19 protein-coding genes are annotated in these 21,347 nt (G+C 40.9%); 8 read left to right on the forward strand and 11 right to left on the reverse strand.

Annotated elements, in window-relative coordinates:
• The first annotated feature begins 16 nt into the window (after nt 1-16).
• From hemH to HMPREF1528_RS10505, 6 genes are all read left to right on the forward strand, one after another.
• Complete coding sequence (gene hemH, locus HMPREF1528_RS10480; RefSeq protein ID WP_016479723.1) at nt 17-1,048, forward strand: ferrochelatase; 1,032 nt, start codon at nt 17-19, stop codon at nt 1,046-1,048.
• An 85-nt stretch (nt 1,049-1,133) separates the two neighbouring features.
• Nucleotides 1,134-1,679, forward strand: a complete 546-nt coding sequence (locus HMPREF1528_RS10485) for a CopD family protein (RefSeq protein WP_016479724.1) — start codon at nt 1,134-1,136, stop codon at nt 1,677-1,679.
• A gap of 175 nt (nt 1,680-1,854) precedes the next feature.
• Entirely contained in the window at nt 1,855-3,564 is a 1,710-nt protein-coding gene (locus HMPREF1528_RS10490; protein WP_016479725.1) for a 1-deoxy-D-xylulose-5-phosphate synthase, read from the forward strand.
• A 519-nt stretch (nt 3,565-4,083) separates the two neighbouring features.
• A complete protein-coding gene (locus HMPREF1528_RS10495; RefSeq protein ID WP_016479726.1) occupies nt 4,084-5,103 on the forward strand; it encodes a DUF3078 domain-containing protein in 1,020 nt (339 codons plus the stop codon).
• A 3-nt stretch (nt 5,104-5,106) separates the two neighbouring features.
• Complete coding sequence (locus HMPREF1528_RS10500) at nt 5,107-5,700, forward strand: thymidine kinase (protein WP_009417664.1); 594 nt, start codon at nt 5,107-5,109, stop codon at nt 5,698-5,700.
• A gap of 143 nt (nt 5,701-5,843) precedes the next feature.
• A complete protein-coding gene (locus tag HMPREF1528_RS10505) occupies nt 5,844-7,127 on the forward strand; it encodes an MFS transporter (RefSeq protein ID WP_016479727.1) in 1,284 nt (427 codons plus the stop codon).
• Nucleotides 7,128-7,239: 112 nt separating this feature from the next.
• On the opposite strand, the gene HMPREF1528_RS10510 is transcribed toward HMPREF1528_RS10505, so the two are convergent.
• Nucleotides 7,240-8,682 (reverse strand): arylsulfatase, encoded by a 1,443-nt coding sequence (locus HMPREF1528_RS10510; RefSeq protein ID WP_016479728.1) that lies wholly within the window; start codon nt 8,680-8,682, stop codon nt 7,240-7,242.
• Nucleotides 8,683-9,364: 682 nt separating this feature from the next.
• Between HMPREF1528_RS10510 and HMPREF1528_RS10515 the strand changes: the two genes are divergently transcribed.
• Nucleotides 9,365-11,656, forward strand: coding sequence for an inorganic phosphate transporter (locus HMPREF1528_RS10515; protein WP_016479729.1), 2,292 nt, complete (start codon nt 9,365-9,367; stop codon nt 11,654-11,656).
• Between the two features lie 67 nt (nt 11,657-11,723).
• On the opposite strand, the gene HMPREF1528_RS10520 is transcribed toward HMPREF1528_RS10515, so the two are convergent.
• Nucleotides 11,724-12,914, reverse strand: coding sequence for a phosphoglycerate kinase (locus tag HMPREF1528_RS10520; RefSeq protein ID WP_016479730.1), 1,191 nt, complete (start codon nt 12,912-12,914; stop codon nt 11,724-11,726).
• A 187-nt stretch (nt 12,915-13,101) separates the two neighbouring features.
• On the opposite strand from HMPREF1528_RS10520, the gene miaB reads away from it, so the two are divergent.
• Entirely contained in the window at nt 13,102-14,550 is a 1,449-nt protein-coding gene (miaB, locus tag HMPREF1528_RS10525) for a tRNA (N6-isopentenyl adenosine(37)-C2)-methylthiotransferase MiaB (protein ID WP_016479731.1), read from the forward strand.
• Between the two features lie 47 nt (nt 14,551-14,597).
• Here miaB and HMPREF1528_RS10530 read toward each other — a convergent pair whose 3' ends face one another.
• From HMPREF1528_RS10530 to HMPREF1528_RS10570, 9 genes are all read right to left on the reverse strand, one after another.
• Nucleotides 14,598-15,095: a hypothetical protein gene (locus HMPREF1528_RS10530; RefSeq protein ID WP_016479732.1), complete on the reverse strand. Its 498-nt coding sequence runs from the start codon at nt 15,093-15,095 to the stop codon at nt 14,598-14,600.
• Nucleotides 15,096-15,159: 64 nt separating this feature from the next.
• Nucleotides 15,160-15,666, reverse strand: a complete 507-nt coding sequence (locus HMPREF1528_RS10535) for a metallophosphoesterase family protein (protein WP_016479733.1) — start codon at nt 15,664-15,666, stop codon at nt 15,160-15,162.
• A complete protein-coding gene (rnc, locus tag HMPREF1528_RS10540) occupies nt 15,663-16,421 on the reverse strand; it encodes a ribonuclease III (RefSeq protein WP_009417665.1) in 759 nt (252 codons plus the stop codon). The genes HMPREF1528_RS10535 and rnc overlap by 4 nt, the downstream gene beginning before the upstream one ends.
• Nucleotides 16,422-16,428: 7 nt before the next feature.
• Nucleotides 16,429-17,676, reverse strand: coding sequence for a beta-ketoacyl-ACP synthase II (fabF, locus tag HMPREF1528_RS10545; protein WP_009417598.1), 1,248 nt, complete (start codon nt 17,674-17,676; stop codon nt 16,429-16,431).
• A 97-nt stretch (nt 17,677-17,773) separates the two neighbouring features.
• Nucleotides 17,774-18,010, reverse strand: a complete 237-nt coding sequence (locus HMPREF1528_RS10550; protein ID WP_002675303.1) for an acyl carrier protein — start codon at nt 18,008-18,010, stop codon at nt 17,774-17,776.
• Nucleotides 18,011-18,185: 175 nt separating this feature from the next.
• On the reverse strand, nt 18,186-19,274 hold the full coding sequence (locus HMPREF1528_RS10555) for a beta-ketoacyl synthase N-terminal-like domain-containing protein (RefSeq protein WP_016479734.1): 1,089 nt from the start codon (nt 19,272-19,274) through the stop codon (nt 18,186-18,188).
• A gap of 17 nt (nt 19,275-19,291) precedes the next feature.
• Nucleotides 19,292-20,149: an NAD-dependent epimerase/dehydratase family protein gene (locus HMPREF1528_RS10560; protein ID WP_016479735.1), complete on the reverse strand. Its 858-nt coding sequence runs from the start codon at nt 20,147-20,149 to the stop codon at nt 19,292-19,294.
• 101 nt (nt 20,150-20,250) lie between these two features.
• Nucleotides 20,251-20,622 (reverse strand): DUF2809 domain-containing protein, encoded by a 372-nt coding sequence (locus HMPREF1528_RS10565; protein WP_009417662.1) that lies wholly within the window; start codon nt 20,620-20,622, stop codon nt 20,251-20,253.
• Nucleotides 20,623-20,660: 38 nt separating this feature from the next.
• Entirely contained in the window at nt 20,661-21,317 is a 657-nt protein-coding gene (locus tag HMPREF1528_RS10570) for a DUF2461 domain-containing protein (protein ID WP_016479736.1), read from the reverse strand.
• Nucleotides 21,318-21,347 lie beyond the last annotated feature (30 nt).

Consider the following 21,347-nt stretch of genomic DNA (forward strand, 5'->3'; position numbering starts at 1 on the left):
TTTCACTTAACTAAAAATGCCCAAAGGAGTATTACTCGTAAATTTAGGATCACCCGATTCCTTTGCTATAAAAGACATTAAACGATATCTAAAAGAATTTTTAATGGACGGACGCGTCATCGACCTGCCTTACCTATTGCGCTATGCTTTGGTACACGGGGTTATTCTCAATACGCGTCCACCTAAAACCAGTAAAGCCTATCAAAAAATATGGTGGAGCGAAGGTTCTCCGCTCATTGTCATTAGTCGTTGGCTTACTGAAAAAGTACAGCGTAAAGTCTCTGTACCCGTAGTATTAGCAATGCGCTATGGCAACCCAAGTATCGCCAATGCACTAAAAGAATTACACAGCAAAGGAGTTGATGAAGTACTCCTCATTCCTCTTTATCCTCAATACGCAATGGCTACTACCGAAACCATTGAAGTCCTCACCGAAAAACTCATCAAAGCCTCTTATCCTAATATGCACCTCACCAAGTTTCCTGCTTTCTTCCATCGCCCCGAGTATATCGAGGCTTTAGCGCAGGTCGTACGCGCTCATATAGGGACAGCTCCTTTCGACCATTTGCTCTTTTCTTATCACGGTGTACCCGAGCACCATCTCTACAAAACCACACCTACCTCTGCACACAAACACATTGTAGAAGGTGTAACTTGTTGCGACCCTTACAGCGAAGAAGGAACGCACTGCTACCGCAGTCACTGTTTTGAGACTACTCGCTTATTGGCAGAAAAGTTAGGATTAGAAAAAGGAAAATACTCACAAGCGTTTCAATCGCGTTTGGGGAAGGATAAGTGGATTACCCCTTTCACTTCCGATAAAATTATAGAACTTGCCCGAAATGGTGTGAAGAAATTAGCGGTCATCGCTCCTGCCTTTGTCACCGATTGCGTAGAAACTCTTGAAGAAATAGAAATAGTAGGAGGTAAATCTTTCCGCGAAAATGGTGGCGAAAATTTTAAAATGATTCCCTGCCTCAACGACTCCGACCTGTGGGTACAAGCTCTCTCCTCTTGGATTAATGAAGAGACAAGAGATGAAAGATAAGATTAAAACTTTTCGGACGACTTCTTTTTCTATTTTAGCTAATTAATTCCTATCTTTGTAATCTGAAACGCTTAAAATATTTCTAATGACCGATTACCTTATTGCTAAAAGCATACATATCATCTTTGTAGTGAGCTATTTCGCAGGGCTCTTTTATATGGTGCGACTATTTATCTATCACACCGAAGCCTTGGAAAAAGATGACCCCGAACGCTCAATTCTCCACAAACAATTCAGCTTTATGGAAGAGCGCTTGTGGAACATCATTACCGTGCCAGCGCTGGTGCTGATGACTCTTAGCGGACTCTATATGCTATACGACGGTGGCGAGTGGACGCTTATTAAACAAGGATGGTTTCACGTCAAACTGCTATTCGTCGTCTTTTTGTTTGTATATCATTACTATTCTTGGCGCATAATGAAACGACTCCAAGCGGGTCGCGCCTCTCTTACTTCGGTGCAACTGCGAATGCTCAACGAAGTAGCTACAATTATCCTCTTTGTAGTGATATTCGCCGTGATACTAAAAGGCTTATTCATCACCTATTGGTATTTTTCTTTAATAGCTTTTGTAGCAATGGGGGCTCTGATAATGTTAGTAGTGAAATTGGTCAATAAAGGAAAGAATTAGCATATTTGAAAATTAACATTTTAGCCAATGAGTGCGTCGCAAACTTAGCCAAAGTTTCAAATACGAGCTACACTTCTTTTTTAATTGTTTGATTTGAATAGATTTGTTTGATTTCTAAGGCACAAACCTTATCCTTTTTAATTTCTTTGTTGAATTTCTATAGCGTAAGCTTAATATGCAACAACTAAAAAATACTCCTATAACCTCTCTTCCTGCTCTGGCGCAGCAAATCCGCAACCGCATTATAGAGGTTATTGCTACACGAGGTGGACACTTAGGTGCAAGTCTCGGAGTGGTAGAGCTTACTATTGCGTTGCACTATGTGTTCGATACTCCTCACGATATACTAGTATGGGACGTAGGGCACCAGAGTTATGCTCATAAAATCCTCACCGATAGAAACGAGGATTTTACGCATATACGCGAGCGTGGAGGTATCAGTGGTTTTCCTAAACGTGCAGAAAGTCAGTACGATGCTTTTGGTACGGGACACTCATCTACCTCTCTTTCTGCTGTCTTGGGTATGGCAATGGCATCAGCTTTGGCAGGCGATAAAGAGCGACAACATATAGCCGTGATAGGCGATGCTTCTATTGTGAGTGGTATGGCTTTCGAGGCTCTGAACTATGCAGGCACCACCGATGCCAATATGCTCATTATACTGAACGACAATGCAATGGCTATCGACCCCACCATAGGAGCGTTCTCTCATTACCTTGCCCAACTGAAAACCGAACACGCGACCCGCAGTGTTTTTTTTAGTGCTTTGGGGATTACCTACAAAGGCGTAATAGACGGGCACAACCTCCCCGCGCTCATCTCGGCACTCAAAGCCGAAAAGCAAGCCCGTGGAGTACGCCTCTTGCACGTTGTCACCACCAAAGGTAAAGGATACCCCAAAGCCGAAGCCTCACAAGTGTTCTTCCATTCCCCTTCACAATTCGATAAAATCACAGGCAACCCTCTGCCTGAAAATTCTGCTCTCCCTGCTAAATATCAAGACGTAGTAGGGCAAACTCTCACCGAACTCGCACAGCAGAACCCCAAGATAGTTGTCATCACCCCTGCAATGAGTAGTGGTAGCGGACTCACGGCTATGCAAAAGGCATTCCCCGATAGGGTAATGGACGTGGGGATTGCCGAACAACACGCGGTTACCTTTGCTGCCGGTTGGGCTACACAAGGTTTTATACCGTACTGTGTGGTATATTCCACATTTTTACAGCGCGCTTACGACCAGCTTATTCACGATGTAGCCCTGCAAAACCTGCCCGTAATATTCTGTATAGACCGTGCAGGACTCGTAGGCGAAGACGGTGCCACCCATCACGGAGTGTTTGATATGGCATTCTTGCGCCCTATTCCTAACCTCATTATCGCTTCACCGCGTAATGCTACCGAGTTGCGCAATTTGCTTTATACCGTCCAGCAATGGCTCAAGCACCCTATTGCCATTCGTTATCCTCGTGGTCGTTGTACACAAACCGATTGGCAACAACCTTTTCAACAGCTAATTATAGGCAAAGGCGAACAGCTAAAAGAAGGTAGCGAGATAGCCGTACTCACCATTGGCGCCATTGCCGAAAATGTACAACAACAGCTCACTCAAACTGCTGAACCCGAAAAATATGCCCATTACGATGCCTGTTTTCTTAAACCTTTGGACGAGGCGATGCTACATCATATCTTCCGTTCTTATAAAAAAGTAATCACAGTAGAAGAAGGAAGCACAGGCGGTTTAGGCAGTGCCGTAGCCGAATTTGCTACCCAGCACAGCTATACCACTCCGCTGAAAATCATCACCCTTCCTGATAGTTTTATTCCTCACGGCAAAGTAGAGACACTCAAAGAAGAGTTTTTAAAAATTAGAGATTTAGCAGATTGACAAAATAAGCCAATATGTGAAAGAACAAAAACTGCTTTTTCTTCAACCATTTCACGTTTTTAACACTTTTTTCTCAACAGTTTTAAAAGCCCTTTCTTCCTATTGACATTCAACTAACTAACACCTTTCCTTCGTCTTAGGTTCGCTCTTCCTTCGGTTAAGCTTCAGTGAAGAGACAAGTATGATAAATCTTTTATTTAACTGAATAATAATATTTTAACTCTTTTTAGGGTGTAAGAGACTATATTATATTTTTCTTTTTAATAATTGAAAAAAATACATACATTTAACAAACATTAAGATTTTTTCAGCAATCTGTCAATCTTCTATTTTGCTAATCTGATAATTACTTCTCATTCTATACCTCTCCCCTACTATTATATTTTCATTACGCTTTGTCTGTCAAGTATCCAACAGCTATATTCATTCCATTTTACATTTATTAGTTCATTTGCTAATTGCCAAATTAGCAAATTATCATTACCTTTGCACCCTGAAATATTTAGCACGATTCTCTGTATGAAAAAACTCATTGTTCTACTGTTTCTTACCTCCTTTACCGCTTTTGGGCAAGTGCGCAAAGCAAGAACGTACGAAGCCCCTGTAAAGTCCGATACGGTAAAGGTAATGAAAGATACCGAAGCGTTAAAGTTCACTTTCAACCGTTTTAAATTAGCACAACAAAAATGGTTCAAATTTAATCAAGTGAGCCTTAATATGAGCGAGGTAGCTTTTTCTAATTGGAGTGCAGGAGGAGAAAGTTCTATTTCGGGGATATTTAATGCCAAATTCCGTCGTCGTTATACCGAACGCACTTTCTTTTGGGACAACGAATTAGAAATCAACTACGGTATTAACGCTCAAAAAGGACGCGAAGTGCGCAAGACCGACGATAAACTCTCACTCATCTCATCGTTTGGCTATCGAGGCGACTCACAGTCGTTTTGGTATTACACGGCGCGCTATCAGTTTCTTTCACAAATTAGCAACGGGTACAACTATCCCGATGTAGAAAAGCCTATCTCCAAATTCTTTGCCCCTGCTTATATCACCTTTGGTTTGGGTACTGAATATGCTCCTTCAAAGATAAAATTCAGTATTTTCCTTTCGCCTATCACGCTTAAAACTACTGCTGTACTCGACCAACGTTTAGCCGATGAAGGTGCTTTCGGGGTAGAAAGAGCCCAGCGTGCTCCTGACGGTACTATTCTGAAAAAGGGTAAGCGTACTCATAACGAACTCGGTTTTTCAGTGTCCGGTCGCTGGGACAAGAAAGTGATGGAGAATATGATACTCAATACTTCCTTCAACTTCTATGGCGATTACCTTAAAAACTTCGGAAATATAGATGTAGATTGGGAAACTAATCTCAACTTGAAGGTAAATAACTACGTGCAGGCGCGTATAGGGGTGCATATCAAATACGACGACGATGTGAAGTTTTATTCGTACAAAGCACCTAATGGTGAAGTGCACAACTATGGCGCACGCACTCAGTTCAAGCAAGTATTAGGAGTAGGAGTACTATATACTTTTTAAGTGATGTTTTTAGAGAATACAGTAAACGACAACGAAAAGACAGGCTGGATAGAAGTAATATGCGGGTCGATGTTCTCAGGCAAAACCGAAGAACTGATTCGCCGATTACGTCGTGCCCAATTTGCAAAACAGAAGGTAGAGATATTTAAACCCAGTTTCGACACGCGTTATGATGATACCAATATCGTATCGCACAACGCTAATGAAATTCCTTCTACACCCGTAGAAGCCGCCGCCAGTATTATGCTTCTTGCCGATGGTTGCGATGTGGTGGGTATAGACGAAGCACAGTTTTTCGACGACGAGATAGTACACGTGTGCAATGAGCTCGCCAATCGCGGGGTACGTGTAATCGTAGCAGGACTCGATATGGACTATAAAGGAAAGCCTTTCGGACCTATGCCCTTCTTGATGGCTACTGCCGAGTATGTTACTAAGGTACACGCTGTTTGTACGCGTACCGGCAACCTCGCCAATTATAGTTTTCGCAAAGTTTCTAACGACCAGCAACGCTTGTTAGGAGAAGCCGATAGCTATGAGCCTCTCAGTCGCGCTGCCTTCTATAAAGCAATGAATGCTAAGAAAACAAAAGAATAATAACCGCACTTAAAGTACTTAATTGATAAGTTATTTTGGTATATTTAGGGTATTTTCAAACTTGCTAATCTGCTAACTTGCCAATTTGTAATTATTTTGTACTTTTGTCTGATTTTTAAAATGAAGTAATATAAACAACCATTATGAAAAAGAAAAATCCTATTACTTGGGTGCCTACCACCTATTTCGCTATGGGGCTTCCCTTTGTGATGCTTTCATTAGTTTTTCCTATTATCTTCAAAGGATTAGGTATTCCTGACGACCAGAACGCTTTTTGGACTTCTTTACTCATCTTACCTTGGTCATTAAAACCTGTTATCAGTGTAATAATGGAGCTCTATGGTACTAAAAAACAATACATTGTCATTACCGAATTAGTATCAGCAGCTTTATTCGGTTGTATTGTCTTTTCGTTACCTCTGCCCAACTTTTTCACTGTGTGTTTAGCCTTATTAGGAGTGATTGCCCTTAGCGGTTCTACTCACGATATTGCAGGTGACGGAATGTATATGGAACAATTGGACACAGCTACCCAAAGTGTATATTCTGGCTGGCAAGGTGCTTTCTACAACTTAGCAAAAGTGCTTGCCAATGGTGGTCTTATCTTCTTAGCAGGTTGGCTCGTAAAAGCAAAAGGTATGAGTGTAATTGCTTCTTGGCAACTGATTCTTAGCATTTGTGCTGCTATTTTAGGTCTCGTAGGTCTATATCACCTTTATGCTTTGCCAAAAGATACTAAACCTCAGCAAGCTGGTGATTTTAATGTAAAAATGAAAGAACTATGGGGTATTTTTGTAGCTTTCTTCCGAAAGAAATATATTTTTTATTATTTGTTTTTTATCTTCTTATACCGTTTTGCAGAAGGATTAGCTATGAAGATAGCTCCTCTTTTCCTCATTGCTAAAACTGATAAAGGAGGCTTAGGGCTCACCGAACAAGAATATGGCTTAGTATACGGTACTGCGGGAGTTATTGCTTTTATTGTAGGCTCTATTTCAGCTGGCTATTTCGTCTCTCGTGTAGGGTTGTGCAAAGCTCTTTTCACTTTGGCGTGTGCTTTTAATATTCCATTTGTAGTTTACCTGCTCTTTGCTTATTTCTTGCCCTCTCACTTGCCTACTATTGCTTTGGGAATTGTAGGTGAGTACTTTGGTTATGGCTTCGGTTTTGTAGGTCTTACCCTCTTTATGATGCAACAAATAGCTCCTGGTAAATACCAAATGGCTCACTATGCTTTCGCCAATAGCCTGATGAACTTAGGAGTGATGGTTCCTGGTATGATTAGTGGTTTTCTAAGTAAATATTTAGGATATCAACACTTCTTCTTATTGGTAATGATTTGCACTATTCCTGCACTATTAATCACTTGGAAAGTGCCTTTTACTTATGACTCCAAGCAGAATAAAATAGATGAAAAAGCTCATTAAACCTACTTCTTAGAGCATTTTTAAGGTCTATAATACTTATACTTAAAAGCCTTTACCTAAATACTGATTAGGTAAAGGCTTTTAAGTTATCTTTCTTCCTCCTTAGTAAGTTTTATTTCTTTGTCTCCCAATCAAAAGGAAAGAGCTCTGAGCACGTATGGCTTTGTTCCATAAATCGCTCTATTTTCTTCACTATCTTAGGATATTTCTCAGCGAGGTTGTGCTGTTCAGCAGGGTCAGTAGTAAGGTCGTACAACTCAATAGGAGCCTTTTTATCTTTATTCACGTTTAGACGTACTCCTTTCCAGTTTTTATAACGCACTGCTTGTCTACCTCCCATTTCGTGAAACTCCCAATAAAGGTATTTATGCTGTTGCTGTTGTTTCTTCCCTAAAAGCGTAGGTAAAAACGACACCTGATGCCTATTAGGCACATACTTCTGATGCGTAATCTCAGCAAAGGTAGGCATCATATCCCAAAAAGCCCCTATGTGGTCGCTTACGCTACCTGCCTTTATCTTGCCTTTCCAATACACAATGTAAGGGGTACGTATACCGCCTTCGTACAAGTCGCGTTTAATACCTCTCAATCCTGCTGAGGAGTTGAAGAACTTAGGGTCAGCACCACCTTCGCGATGTGCCCCATTGTCGCTCGCAAAGATGATAATGGTATCCTCATCAAGCCCTTTAACTTTAAGGAGCTTGCGTATTTCTCCCAAATACTTGTCTAACCGACTCACCATAGCCGCATAAGTGGCATAAGTATGCGGTTGCGACATATAACCTGCCCAGCCAAAAGGTTTAGGAGTAATCTTGTCGTAATCTACCCCTTTATAAGGTTTCTCGGGGAGATATTCGTACGAAGCGTAAATACTGTCGTGAGGCACTACCAATTCGGCGTGTGGGAGTGTATAAGTAAGCCACATAAAGAAAGGCTTTTCAGCTGTTTGTTTGCCTATATAATCCAATATTTTTTCTTGTATGAGGTCTTCGCCATAAACCTCTTGGCGCTCATAATTTCCGTTTTCAGGAATGAGCACCTTTTCATTGTCGTGCCACAAGAAAGCAGGATAACGGCGATGAGCGCGGAACTGCGAGTTATAACCAAAAAAGGTATCAAACCCTTGTTTTAGCGGATTCCCTTCAGAAGGAACGATACCTAAACCCCATTTACCAAAACAACCCGTATTATAGCCTGCTTTCTTAAAAAGTTGTGCTACCGATGGGTCGTTAGCAAGTAAAGGTGCTTGCCCATCTACTGGCTCACGCACTTCTTCATTACCGCGTATGTGCGTTTCACCCGTAGTTTGCCCTGTAATAAACGAAGCACGAGAGGGCGCGCACACAGATGTACCTGTATAAAACTGAGTAAACTTCATTCCTTCATCAGCGAGTTTGCTGAGTTGGGGTGTTTTGATAATTTGCTGACCGTAAGGCTCTATATCGCCGTAACCTAAATCGTCAGCCAAAATAAAGATAACATTAGGAAGTTTTTCTTGTGCCTTGACTCCTATGGTGCATAAGGAAGCTAAAAGGCTTAATAGTAAATGTTTCATAATAGTTAATAATGAGTTATAAATGGTTAATCATTAATGCGACAAAGATACAAAACAATTTACAATTAGCAATAAAATAGTCTATCAAACCCACATCAATCAACGTTAGTCCGATATGATCATCACCACAACTCCCCTTGCGTCTCTATTGTCCCTCTACTGCGAGTCTCTCTCAGACATCTGATAACTCCCTTTTGGTCGCTACAATTCCTCCTTTGAAGATAGCTAGGGACAACTGAGTATGTACACAAAGATAGCAGAGTATGCGTATAAGAAGATGTTTTCACCACATTACCTTCATCATTCGTTATTAGTTACTCATCCCTACACCCCCTCTCCTTGGGAGAGGGACGGGGTGAGGATTCTTTTTCTTTCGCCTCGAAACCCGTTTTTAACATTTTTAGCGTTATTATATTATATTCTGAATCAACTTTTTATACACCCTTTCTATACCAATCGTCCAAGATTCGTATAAGCTTCCTATAAGCTCTCTATAAGCTAACCATACCCATTTTACCTCTTACCTTTTACTTTTTACCTGAATCACCTCTTCCGTTATCTTTCGGTATCTTATGATACTCCAAAAAATCCAATTACCAACCCCCAATTAGTAAAACCTAACCCCCATTTTGCTAATTAAAAAATGTTTCGTACTTTTGCGTCGTAAAACTGATATAGTGTTATGGAACAGGTGTACATCTTTATGCTGTTCGTGTTCTTGGTGCTCGCCGTTATCGATTTGGTGGTGGGTGTGAGTAACGATGCAGCTAACTTTCTTAACTCTGCCGTAGGCTCCAAAGTAGCCACCATTCGCACCATTATGATAGTCGCCAGCGTGGGGGTAGCCATTGGTGCCGTCTTTTCTAGCGGAATGATGGAAATCGCACGTAAAGGCATCTTTAACCCTCAGCTCTTCTATTTCGATGAGGTAATGGTTATCTTTATGTCGGTTATTCTTGCCGATATCCTCCTCTTCGACCTCTTCAACTCTATCGGTCTACCTACTTCCACAACCGTTTCTATCGTATTCGAACTCTTGGGCGCTGCGATGTGTGTCGCCACTATCAAAACGTTTATGAGTGACGAATCGCTTTTTAACGCTTTCAACTATATCAATACAAGCGAAGCAGGCAAAATTATCACCGGTATTTTCACCTCGGTAGCCATCGCTTTTACAGTCGGTACGATTGTGCAATATTTAGCCCGATTAGTATTCTCATTTAAATATCAAGAAAATATAAAATATGTAGGAGGTGTGTTCGGCGGGCTCTCGCTTACAGGGCTTTCCTACTTCATTATCTTTAAAGGACTCAAAGACGTCGCTTTCATTCCTAAAGAAGCCATTGCGTGGATAGACACGAATATAGTGCCACTACTCATTGGCTGTTTTATTTTCTATTCGGTACTCTCACAAGTGCTTATCCGTATGAAAGTAAATATTTTTAGGGTAATTATTCTCAGCGGTACTTTTGCTTTGGCAATGGCTTTTGCGGGTAACGACTTAGTGAACTTCATAGGGGTACCGGTAGCGGCTTATCAGTCGTATGATATATGGCATAATTCAGGAGTAGCTCACGACGGCTTGTTAATGGGGGCTTTAGCCGATGGACAAATCTCTACTCCTACCGCCTTGCTATTGCTTACCGGTTTTGTAATGATTCTCACCCTTTGGTTTTCCAAAAAAGCACGTCACGTAATCGATACAGGCGTCAATCTATCTCGTCAAAACGAAGGAGGTGAAGAGAAGTTTTCTTCTAACTTCTTATCGCGATTCTTGGTGCGTATTACAGTGATTTGTGCCAATGCCGTAAACTTCATAATGCCAAAGTCGATTAGCAACAAAATAGACCACCGTTTTGAAAAACCTGAACCTGACCCTAATGTAAAAGAAGAAGACCTTCCTGCTTTCGACCTCGTGCGTGCTGCTATCAACCTCGTGGTATCCAGTAGTTTAATTGCCATTGGTACTTCCTTTAAGCTCCCACTTTCTACTACTTATGTAACCTTTATGGTAGCAATGGGTTCTTCCCTTGCCGATAGAGCTTGGGGGCGCGATAGTGCTGTATATCGCGTGGCAGGGGTACTGAACGTAATCGGCGGTTGGTTTTTAACAGCTATTGTTGCCTTTATCGGGGCATTTTTAGTAGCAGGCATATTGTATTACGGAAGCGTGATTGGGCTTATTGTGATGATAATGGTAGTAGGCTTTGTGCTCATTCGCAACGCAATTATCTACCGCAATAAACAGAAAGCCAAAGCACAAGGCAAACGCTTTGAGCGTGCCGACTTGGCTACCATTGGCGGTGTCATCAAAGAAAGCTCTAACTATGTATCCGAAACGATTTTCCGCATCGACCAGCTTTATAGCAAAGTGGTGAAGAATCTCGGTACTCAAGATTTAGGGAAACTCACCAAAAACAAAAAGAATGCTAAAAAACTCGAAAAAGAACTCGATGAGCTGAAAGGTAATGTATACTACTTTATCAAATCGCTGAATGAAAGTTCAGTGGCGTCCAGCAAGTTTTATATCCTTATTTTGGACTGTTTGCAGGATATGGCACAATGTCTCACGGCTATTACACTCAATAGTTATGAACACGTAAACAACAATCACAAGAACCTCAAATTTAATCAGCTACGTGACTTAAAATACATTTCCGATAAGATGGAAGATGTGTTTAAGGCAGAAGCCGAAATATTCAAAGGTTCAGACTATAACAAGTTACACGTAATTTTCGAAGATTGTAAGGTGTTGAAAAACGAAGTGTCAAAGATGGTACAAAAACAAATCGACCGTATTCGCACTACCGAAACCAGTCATAAAACTACTAAATTATATTTTAGTATTTTATTAGAAACCAATGCGCTCATCCGTGCTAATAACAACTTGTTAATGCAGTTCGATGAATACCAAAAACAGCAAAATAAGAAGAAGAAAATGAACCTTATCACCCAAGTAACAGGGAAGAAATAATGAAGATATAAAAAAGAGGTAACTAAGTTAATTTCTAGTTACCTCTTTTTCTTTTTCTATATTTTAACTATTCGTTAATAGCTGCAATACCAGGAAGTACCAATCCTTCAAGGCTTTCAAGCATCGCTCCACCACCGGTAGAAACATAACTTACTTTATGCTCAAAACCAAATTGTTTTACAGCAGCTACCGAGTCGCCACCTCCTACGAGTGAGAAAGCACCTTTTTTAGTAGCTTCAGCCACGTAATCACCTACGGCTATGGTACCTTTAGCGAAGTTAGGCATTTCAAATACTCCGATAGGACCATTCCACAAAATAGTTTTCGATTTAAGCAATACCGATTCGATGTTTTCAAGAGTCTTAGGTCCTGCGTCCAATCCTTCCCAACCATCGGGAATAGCATTTACAGGTACTACTTGTGTTTTGGCGTTGTTATCGAAAGCGTCAGCAGCTACTACGTCTATAGGCAAGTGTACTTCTACTCCTTTAGCTTTGGCTTTGGCAAGGATATCAAGTGCAAGGTCAAGTTTATCGTCTTCGCAGATAGAACTACCTACTTTTCCGCCTTGTGCTTTGATGAAAGTATAAGCCATACCCCCACCTATGATAAGGTGGTTCACTTTATCTAAGATATTTTCGATAATAGTGATTTTAGAAGAAACTTTTGAACCACCAAGGATAGCAGTTACAGGTTTTTCACCGTTCTTCATCACTTTATCAATACTTTCAATCTCTTTAGCAAGAAGGTAACCAAAGCATTTCTGGTTAGGGAAGAATTTCGCTACAATAGTAGTCGAAGCGTGAGCGCGGTGAGCGGTACCAAAAGCGTCGTTCACATAGATATCGCCGAGTTTAGCAAGCTGTTTAGAGAATGCTTCATCTCCTTTTTCTTCTTCGTTATGAAAACGCAAGTTTTCAAGTAATACCACACTACCAGCAGGAGCAGCTGCTACCGCTTTTTCGGCTACTTCGCCTACGCAATCATCTACAAAAATCACTTTTTTACCTAATACTTTTTCCACTTCACTTACAATGTGACGCAAAGAATACTTGTCGTTGCGTTCCCCTTTAGGGCGACCTAAGTGGCTCATAAGTACTGCAGTTCCTCCATCTTTGAGGATTTTCTCGATAGTAGGTTTCGCAGCCTCAATACGAGTGTTATCGGTTACTTTAAAATTTTCGTCCAATGGCACATTAAAGTCCACGCGAATAAGGGCTTTCTTGCCCGCAAAATTAAAATTGTCTATGGTTTTCATATATCTAAAACTACAATAATTTTATTCAAGCCTCAAAGGTACAACAAAAAAGTGATATACACAAAACTTTTTGACAATAATTTTATTTCACCAATTGCCCTTAATGGTAGAATTGGCACACTGACAAATTGGCTAATTGCCAAATTATCTTTATCTTTGCGCCCTCAATTCAGAAACTCAAACCTCTATGGCTAAAGAAATAGACGAAAGTAAACAAGGACAAAGTCTTGTTTTACAAGCTGATAATAACAATTCTAAAAAACTATATATCGAGAGTTACGGTTGCCAAATGAACTTCTCCGACAGTGAAATTGTAGCTTCTATTCTCTCCAAAGCGGGATATAATACCACTGATACTGTTGATGAAGCCGATTTGGTACTTATCAACACCTGCTCAGTGCGCGAAAAGGCAGAACAGACTATTCGCAAGCGTTTGGAGCAGTTTAATGTGTACAAACGCAAGAAACCTGCTATGAAAGTGGGCGTATTGGGCTGTATGGCCGAAAGGGTAAAACACGCCTTCCTCGAAGAAGAAAAAATAGTGGATATGGTGGTAGGTCCTGATGCTTATAAGGATTTACCTAACCTACTTGAAGAAGTGGAAGAAGGTCGTGAAGCGGTAAATGTGATTCTCTCTAAGGACGAAACCTATGCCGATATTCCACCTATTCGTCTCAATAGCAACGGTGTAACAGCTTTTGTGTCTATTACGCGCGGTTGTGACAATATGTGTACTTTCTGCATTGTACCTTTCACTCGCGGACGTGAACGCAGTCGCGACCCTTATTCTATCCTTAACGAAATCGCCGACCTCCAAGCGCGTGGTTTCAAAGAGGTTACCCTACTGGGGCAGAATGTGGATAGTTACCTTTGGTATGGAGGCGGGCTCAAAAAGGATTTCAGCAAAGCAAGTGAGATGCAACAAGCCACCGCTATCAACTTCGCTAAACTCCTCGATATGGTGGCAACAGCTCAGCCTGAAATGCGTATCCGCTTTTCTACTTCCAATCCGCAGGATATAACCCTCGATGTGATTGATACGATGGCAAAACACCCTAACATCTGCAAGTATATCCACCTGCCCGTACAGAGCGGTAGCAATCGCATCTTGAAAGCAATGAACCGCCTCCATACTCGCGAAGAATATTTCGCGTTGATAGACAGCATACGCGAACGCATTCCTGAGTGTGCTATTTCGCAGGATATGATTGCTGGTTTCCCCACCGAAACTGAAGAAGACCACCAAGATACACTTTCGCTAATGGAATATGTGAAGTATGATTTTGGGTTTATGTTTGCTTATTCGGAGCGTCCTGGTACATTAGCAGCACGCAAAATAGAAGATGATGTACCCGAAGAAGTAAAGAAACGCCGTCTTGCTGAGATTATCGACCTGCAACAAAAACACAGCTTGTACCGCACTCAAGCACAAATAGGCAAAACGGTAGAAGTGCTTATAGAGGGAAACTCTAAAAAATCGGATAAAGAGTGGATGGGGCGCAATAGTCAGAATACCGTAGTAGTATTCCCCAAAGAAGATTATAAAATAGGCGATTTTGTAATGGTAAAAATTACAGATTGTACTTCTACTACCCTAATAGGGAAAGCAGTAAAAATTAGTAATGAAAGACAATAGAGAAGAAACAAAATAGGCTGTCCGGTTAAGGGACAGCCTATTTCTATTTATTGTTTCCGATAGGTAATCGTTACATTCAAAATATCATCAATGGTATAGCCTTTTTCTTTAAGAGTAGGGTCATAAGGTATTTGAGAGCGCAAAAAAGCTTTAAATTCATTGTCGTATTTAAAAATAAATTGTGTAGGGGTAATACTAACAATATCATAAGCTTTAAGAACCACTCCATTAGCCCCTTGTAAGCACAATTTGCTATTTTCTACAAAATATTTTACCGTGGCTTTCTTTTTTTCACAATCATCTCCTTTAAGAGTGTGCTCCTCCGAGGTGAAAAATTCACCATAGAAAATGTACTTGTTTTCTTTGGCACACTGCATTTGTTTAGAAGTAATAATCTCAGTGAATAACTTACCATCAGGTAGCTTTGAATTTTCATAAACCCAAGTACCTTGTAATTCTTTAGGATGCTTAGTATCCTCATTGTCTTTTTTAGTGCACGCCGTGAAAGCTATCACAGAAAGTGCTATTAATAATATTCTTTTCATTGGAATAAAGTTTTAAATTCGGAACAAAAGTATAAAAGATTTTACTAATTAGCAATTTTTATTTTTACTCATTACCTGTCGTGCTACGAGCTAACTCTATAATCTCTAAGTTTTTAATCTCTCCTGCTTCTATCTCAAAACGAAGCATCGTACGCACGGTTTGCCAACCATAAAGACCAGCGGCTCCTGGGTTGAGGTGTAGCAACTGAAACTGCTTATCGTATTGTACTTTTAGAATATGTGAATGCCCCGAGATGAAGAGTTTAGGAGGGCAAGTTAGGATTTCTTGTTTTGCCAACGGACTGTATTTATTAGGGTAACCGCCTATGTGTATCATCAGTACCTCCACGCCCTCACAAGCAAACCGATTTACTTCAGGGAACTGCTGCCGTATCTCTATGCCATCGATATTACCATAAACCCCACGCAAAGGTTTTACGGCTTGCAACGCCTCTATCACTGCCAGGTTACCAAAATCGCCACAATGCCACACTTCGTCTGCCTCGCTGGCGTAGTGCAATATGCGATCGTCTATATACGAATGAGTATCGGAGAGGAGAAGGATTTTCATTGTACATCTAATTTATGATGTTGTTTACCCTGAATCTTATAACAAGCGCGTTTGGCAGCAATCTCTTCAGCTTTTTTCTTAGACGTAGAACGCGCCCGAGTTACCGAAAAGCCTTGTACGTGCACTTTAGCAACGAAAAACTTAGTCTCAGAACAATCTTCTATATCTTCTTCAGCCTCAAAAGCAAAGTCTAACTTATGTTTTTGACACCATTCTATCAGCAAACTCTTATGGCTAATAACCTTTCCTTCTAAATTCTTGATGTTGATATACGGCAAGATAAGTTCACGCTCAATGAACTTAAAACAAGCCTTATAACCTCTGTCTAAATAAATTGCCCCTATGAGTGCCTCGAAGAGGTTACCAGTGATATTATTACCTAATTGTCGCGGAGTAAGTTTAGTACGCAAGAAGTCCAAGAGCCTCATATCTTTACCCAACTGGTTAAGATTGCGACGTTCTACAATTTTAGAGCGCATTTTGGTAAGATAGCCTTCATCTTGTTCAGGAGCATTGGTGAAAATATAGTCGGCTATCACGGCGCCAAGAATCGCATCACCCAGAAATTCAAGGCGCTCATAGCTCTTACGTGTCGCTTTTTGGAATTGGTAAGAAGGGTGTGTAAAAGCCTCGCTGTAATACGATAAGTTTTTAGGAGGGAATCCTAAAAGCTCTTTGATTTTAGTATAAAAAATCCCGTCTTTCTTCTTAGGAATAAGACGGGGAAAAGTTAATATTTTCTTTAAGCCGAACACTTATAGTTTATATCTTTTTGAATAATAAGCACGCATTGTGTCCACCGAAACCAAAGGTATTGCTCATCGCTACTTTCACGTCGCGGTGTTGCGCTTTGTTGAAGGTGAAGTTCAGGCGTTGATCTATTTTTTCATCGGGATGTTCAAAGTTGATGGTAGGAGGAACGATGCTGTGTTTGATAGCGAGAATAGACGCTACCGCTTCTATTGCTCCCGCAGCTCCTAGCAAGTGCCCCGTCATCGATTTAGTAGAGTTAATATTGATATCGTAAGCGTGCTCACCAAATACATCTAAGACTGCCTTAGATTCAGCAATGTCTCCTAATGGAGTAGAGGTACCGTGCATATTGATAGCATCTACTTCGTTCACTGATACTCCTGCGTCTTTAAGACAGTTAATCATTACGTTTTTAGCACCAAGTCCTTCAGGGTGAGGTGCCGTCATATGGTAAGCATCAGCAGAGAGACCTCCTCCTGCTAATTCGCAGTAGATAGTAGCTCCACGAGCCACTGCGTGATTGTACTCTTCAAGCACTACTGCTCCCGCTCCTTCGCCTAATACAAAACCATCGCGATTAGCATCAAACGGACGAGAAGCTTTAGCAGGGTCTTCATTGAAAGTAGAAAGGGCGTGCAAGGCGTTGAAACCACCGATTCCAGCAATAGTAACCGCTGCTTCCGAACCACCTGATACCATCATATCAGCATAGCCAAAACGAATGTAGTTTAACGCATCTATCATAGCATTAGCTGCAGAGGCACACGCTGAGACTGTAGTGAAGTTAGGCCCCCTAAAACCATACCGTATAGAAATCACACCTGCTGCGATATCAGCTATCATTTTAGGTATAAAGAATGGATTAAAGCGTGGCGTACCATCGCCTTCGTTGAAGTTGATTACCTCATTTTGGAAAGTTTCTAACCCCCCAATACCTGAGCCCCAAATTACCCCTATGCGGTCTTTATCTAGTGTATCCATATCAAGATGAGCATCTTTTACGGCTTCATCAGCAACCACTAAGGCATATTGAGCAAATTTATCGAGCTTACGTGCTTCTTTTTTGTCTATAAAATCCTCGACATTAAAGTTCTTTACTTCGCAAGCAAACTTTGTCTTAAACTTTGAAGCATCGAAATGGGTAATAGGCGCAGCACCGCTCTTGCCGGCTACGAGTCCTTCCCAAAACTCTTGGGCGGTATTACCTATAGGGGTAAGAGCCCCTATACCTGTAACTACAACACGTCTTTTCTCCATATTAGTTTCAACTTTTTAGCATTTAGGTTTAGAGCAAAAAGCATTAAGCAGTAAGCTACCAAGTATATACGTTGATAGCCTACTGCCTATGAGCCAATTATTGTTTAGCGTCTTCAATATATTTGATTGCTTGACCTACAGTTGCAATGTTTTCAGCTTGGTCATCTGGAATTTGAATATCAAATTCTTTTTCAAACTCCATAATCAATTCAACAGTGTCTAATGAATCAGCTCCTAAGTCGTTAGTGAAGCTCGCTTCTGCGGTTACTTCATTTTCGTCTACGCCTAATTTATCAACGATAATGGCTTTAACTCTTGATGCAATGTCTGACATAATTTTCTTTTTTTATAATTTGATAATAATTACTGCCGGCAAAAGTAACACTTTTTTTTTGAAACACAATCTTTTTCGTACAAATATTCTTATTTTTTACTTTTAAAAAATACAAACCTACTTATTATCATAGATTTATCATTTTATAAATATACTACTTTTTACTTTGCTTTTTTCACTTTTTCACTATCACACTTATTCCATTTCCGCCAAATCCTACCGCATTAATTAATATATGTTCGAGTTTATCAGGTACAGATTCGGGATAACTGAGATAAGGCACCCCCTCAAAACGGTTATTCTGTAACATTTGTATTGCCATTGCGAGGTTGAGTGCTCCACTCGCCCCATAGGTATGTCCGTGTTGCCATTTATTATTGGTGAGTAGAGGTTTTTCTTCGCCAAAAACCGCTTCTATAGCGTTGAGTTCAGCTTGGTCACCTTTGATAGTACCGGTACAATGGGTTACAATCACATCTATCTTAGGATTCCCAGCACTTGTCAAAGCACGATGCATAGCATCTTGCAAACACTGTCCGTTTTTAGAGAGCGATACGCTATGAGTGAGCTTTTCAGTAGCAAAGCCTATTCCTACGATATAGGCTAAGGCATTAGCACGCTCTCCTTTTTCTAAACAGAAACAACCTGCCCCCTCTCCTAACACCATAGTGCTTTGTTTTTTGCTCATATCCATTGCACGACAAGGATAAGGCAAAGGCAGACTACTGTATATTTTCAGAGCTTTCACTTGTGCAATTGTAAAAGGGGTAAGAGGTGCCTCGCTACCACCTACCAAGAAGCGGTCTTCCATATCACTCTCTAACCACGCAATGGCATTGGCAACGCCGTGTAAAGCGGTAGAGCAAGTAATAGAATGTGAGAGCTCAAAACCCTCATTGCTCAAATCCTGCGCTACCCAAGTGCTGATATTGCCCAAAGTAGTAGTAGGCGAAGCTAAGGTTTGGCAACTGCCTTCTTTCAGAAAATGACTAAAATGCTTTTCAAACAACATTGTTGCTCCTCGCGACGACCCTATATTGATGCCAAAACGAACTCCTTGCCAGCCTGCTTGTGCAACAGCTCTTCGTGCAGTATGTAAGGCATAAAGAACGGTGGGGTCTAAGGGCTCATAAGCAGAATTAGAAGCTCTGAGTTGTTCTATAAGTTTTTGGTCACGGTCAGAAAGTCGCCCTTGTGGAATATTATTGTGAAGAGAGAGTGCCTCAGCTGCTAGGGTACTCGCCCCTGTAATAGCCATTTTCATTTCCCGCTTGTTAATTGTTAATTATCAATTGACAATAGTTCTATATATTCTTTAATATGCTTCTTCGCTTGCCAGCCCAAAGCTTCTGTTTTTTGGGTAATAACTTCAGCAGTCATACGGTTACCTTTGCGCTCCGGTAGCATTTGTATCTCGCCCCCAAAAAGCTGAGCGATTTCTAAAACTGTATAAGTCTCCGGACTGCCAATACCATAGCCGTCGCCTTTACCTTTTTCACCTACCAAGAGTAAGCCCGCTACTATATCATCTATATGCGTAAAATTGCGCTGTTGAGTACCTGGGGCTACTACCGTGAGAGGCTCCCCTTTCCTCATCTTCTCCTTAAAGAGTGCTATAAGTGTCGCATATTTCCCCGTATTAATTTCGCGTTTGCCATAAACATTGTAGAAATACACAATAGCATAGTTGAGCTCATACCACATACCGTAGTTCTTAATAAGCTCTGTATTCGACGATTTGCTCCAAGCATACGGACTTTGGTCTTTGCCTAAACCGCCGTCACCAAACTTGGTGCTACTGCCCGCATATACGAGTTTAGCCCCGTGTTTGCGAGAAAACTCTAATACTTTCAGCGTACCTATTTTGTTAAACAACAATACCTTGTCGATATCCTCAAAACTCTGTTCCACCCGTGAGTATTCACCTAAGTGATAAATAATATCAGGTGAAAAACTGATAAGTTCGAAGATATGTTCGGTACTTCCTTCGATATATTGCACCCCTTCTACGTGATTTTCACGCTTACCGGTGAAATAATTGTCTAACGAATAGACCTCGTTGTTAGGGTCTTTGGCAAGAGCTTCACAAAGATTAGAACCTACAAATCCTGCCCCCCCCGTTACTAATATTTTCTTCATTTATCCTAATAATACAACCTTAGTTCAATATAATATTATCCCGATTTTACAATTGCTTTGCGTTACATTATGTAGGGGCGAAATAACCTTTCATCCTCATTTTATTTATTCTTACTTGTGAATTGCAAAATAAGACAACCAATGGCGTAGCACACCACATCTGCCCACGAAAAGTGATTGCCTAAGAGGATATACCCCAAGCTTCCTCTCGTGAAGCCCAAATAAGTAGCCACACCCAAGTACTGCATCACTTCTACGGCTACCGCAAAGGCAAATATACCCCAGATGAGTTTATCCTTATGCTTCACTTTCACGAACGAAAGCACTAAGTAGTACAGCAATATCACCACCAGTACATCGCCTATATAGCCTCTGATAAAGCCCATACTGCTAAACACTGTCGCAATAAGCAGTTCTGCCCCCAACAGTGCCAACGCCCATATAAAGTACTTTTTGTTAAATGTTAGTTTCATATCACACTTACCTAGCTGTCGCTGGCTTTACCTCTTAACTAAAACAAACTTTCTCCATTCAAATCCGTCATCAAAGCTTCTGTCATAAAGTCTAAAAACGGACGCATTGCCAAAAGTCCCTGCACTACTTTCTTATCAAAGTCCTTCGCTGTGGCTTCTTGTCTTGTATAGTCGTGTTTTAAGAGAAACTGCTTTTTGCGCAAATAGGTAATCATCGGGTCGTCTTTCTCAAAACCTTTGGGGGCAGTCTTCACCTCGTCACCCCATAGTTTCCCGTCAAACTCTTTCTTTATCCCCTCACTATTCATCACTTTTTGAAAATCCTCAGCATTGAGAGAAATTTCCTGACGCATACGCAATAAATCTTCTTTGTTAGGGTCGAAAAAACCTCCCCCTATAAAGGTCTCTTGCGGACTAATATGCACGTAATACCCACCGCGGTAATGCGGTTGTTTGCGTTGTATATAGCAACCGAAGTGCGTCTTGTAAGGTGTTTTGTCTTTAGAAAAGCGCAAATCGCGATAGATGCGGTATATTTTCAGTGGCGCAAGGGTGTCGTGCTCAGCAAGCCCAGTATAAATATAATTGAAAAGCAATGTAGCTTCTAATTTAGCACATTCATAAGCCTCCTTATGAGCATCGAACCACTCTTTATTATTGTTTTTAGCGAGGTCTGTAAGAAAAGAAAAAATCATAATACTAATTACAAATTACAAATGACAAAT

The organism is Capnocytophaga sp. oral taxon 336 str. F0502, assembly GCF_000411575.1.
GTDB classification, from domain to species: domain Bacteria; phylum Bacteroidota; class Bacteroidia; order Flavobacteriales; family Flavobacteriaceae; genus Capnocytophaga; species Capnocytophaga ochracea.

Excerpts from the sequence above, each read along its gene's own strand:
- hemH (WP_016479723.1), top strand. The coding sequence starts at position 17 with ATGCCCAAAGGAGTATTACTCGTAAATTTAGGATCACCCGATTCCTTT.
- HMPREF1528_RS10485 (WP_016479724.1), top strand. The coding sequence starts at position 1,134 with ATGACCGATTACCTTATTGCTAAAAGCATACATATCATCTTTGTAGTG.
- HMPREF1528_RS10490 (WP_016479725.1), top strand. The coding sequence starts at position 1,855 with ATGCAACAACTAAAAAATACTCCTATAACCTCTCTTCCTGCTCTGGCG.
- HMPREF1528_RS10495 (WP_016479726.1), top strand. The coding sequence starts at position 4,084 with ATGAAAAAACTCATTGTTCTACTGTTTCTTACCTCCTTTACCGCTTTT.
- HMPREF1528_RS10500 (WP_009417664.1), top strand. The coding sequence starts at position 5,107 with ATGTTTTTAGAGAATACAGTAAACGACAACGAAAAGACAGGCTGGATA.
- HMPREF1528_RS10505 (WP_016479727.1), top strand. The coding sequence starts at position 5,844 with ATGAAAAAGAAAAATCCTATTACTTGGGTGCCTACCACCTATTTCGCT.
- HMPREF1528_RS10510 (WP_016479728.1), bottom strand. The coding sequence starts at position 8,682 with ATGAAACATTTACTATTAAGCCTTTTAGCTTCCTTATGCACCATAGGA.
- HMPREF1528_RS10515 (WP_016479729.1), top strand. The coding sequence starts at position 9,365 with ATGGAACAGGTGTACATCTTTATGCTGTTCGTGTTCTTGGTGCTCGCC.
- HMPREF1528_RS10520 (WP_016479730.1), bottom strand. The coding sequence starts at position 12,914 with ATGAAAACCATAGACAATTTTAATTTTGCGGGCAAGAAAGCCCTTATT.
- miaB (WP_016479731.1), top strand. The coding sequence starts at position 13,102 with ATGGCTAAAGAAATAGACGAAAGTAAACAAGGACAAAGTCTTGTTTTA.
- HMPREF1528_RS10530 (WP_016479732.1), bottom strand. The coding sequence starts at position 15,095 with ATGAAAAGAATATTATTAATAGCACTTTCTGTGATAGCTTTCACGGCG.
- HMPREF1528_RS10535 (WP_016479733.1), bottom strand. The coding sequence starts at position 15,666 with ATGAAAATCCTTCTCCTCTCCGATACTCATTCGTATATAGACGATCGC.
- fabF (WP_009417598.1), bottom strand. The coding sequence starts at position 17,676 with ATGGAGAAAAGACGTGTTGTAGTTACAGGTATAGGGGCTCTTACCCCT.
- HMPREF1528_RS10550 (WP_002675303.1), bottom strand. The coding sequence starts at position 18,010 with ATGTCAGACATTGCATCAAGAGTTAAAGCCATTATCGTTGATAAATTA.
- HMPREF1528_RS10555 (WP_016479734.1), bottom strand. The coding sequence starts at position 19,274 with ATGAAAATGGCTATTACAGGGGCGAGTACCCTAGCAGCTGAGGCACTC.
- HMPREF1528_RS10560 (WP_016479735.1), bottom strand. The coding sequence starts at position 20,149 with ATGAAGAAAATATTAGTAACGGGGGGGGCAGGATTTGTAGGTTCTAAT.
- HMPREF1528_RS10565 (WP_009417662.1), bottom strand. The coding sequence starts at position 20,622 with ATGAAACTAACATTTAACAAAAAGTACTTTATATGGGCGTTGGCACTG.
- HMPREF1528_RS10570 (WP_016479736.1), bottom strand. The coding sequence starts at position 21,317 with ATGATTTTTTCTTTTCTTACAGACCTCGCTAAAAACAATAATAAAGAG.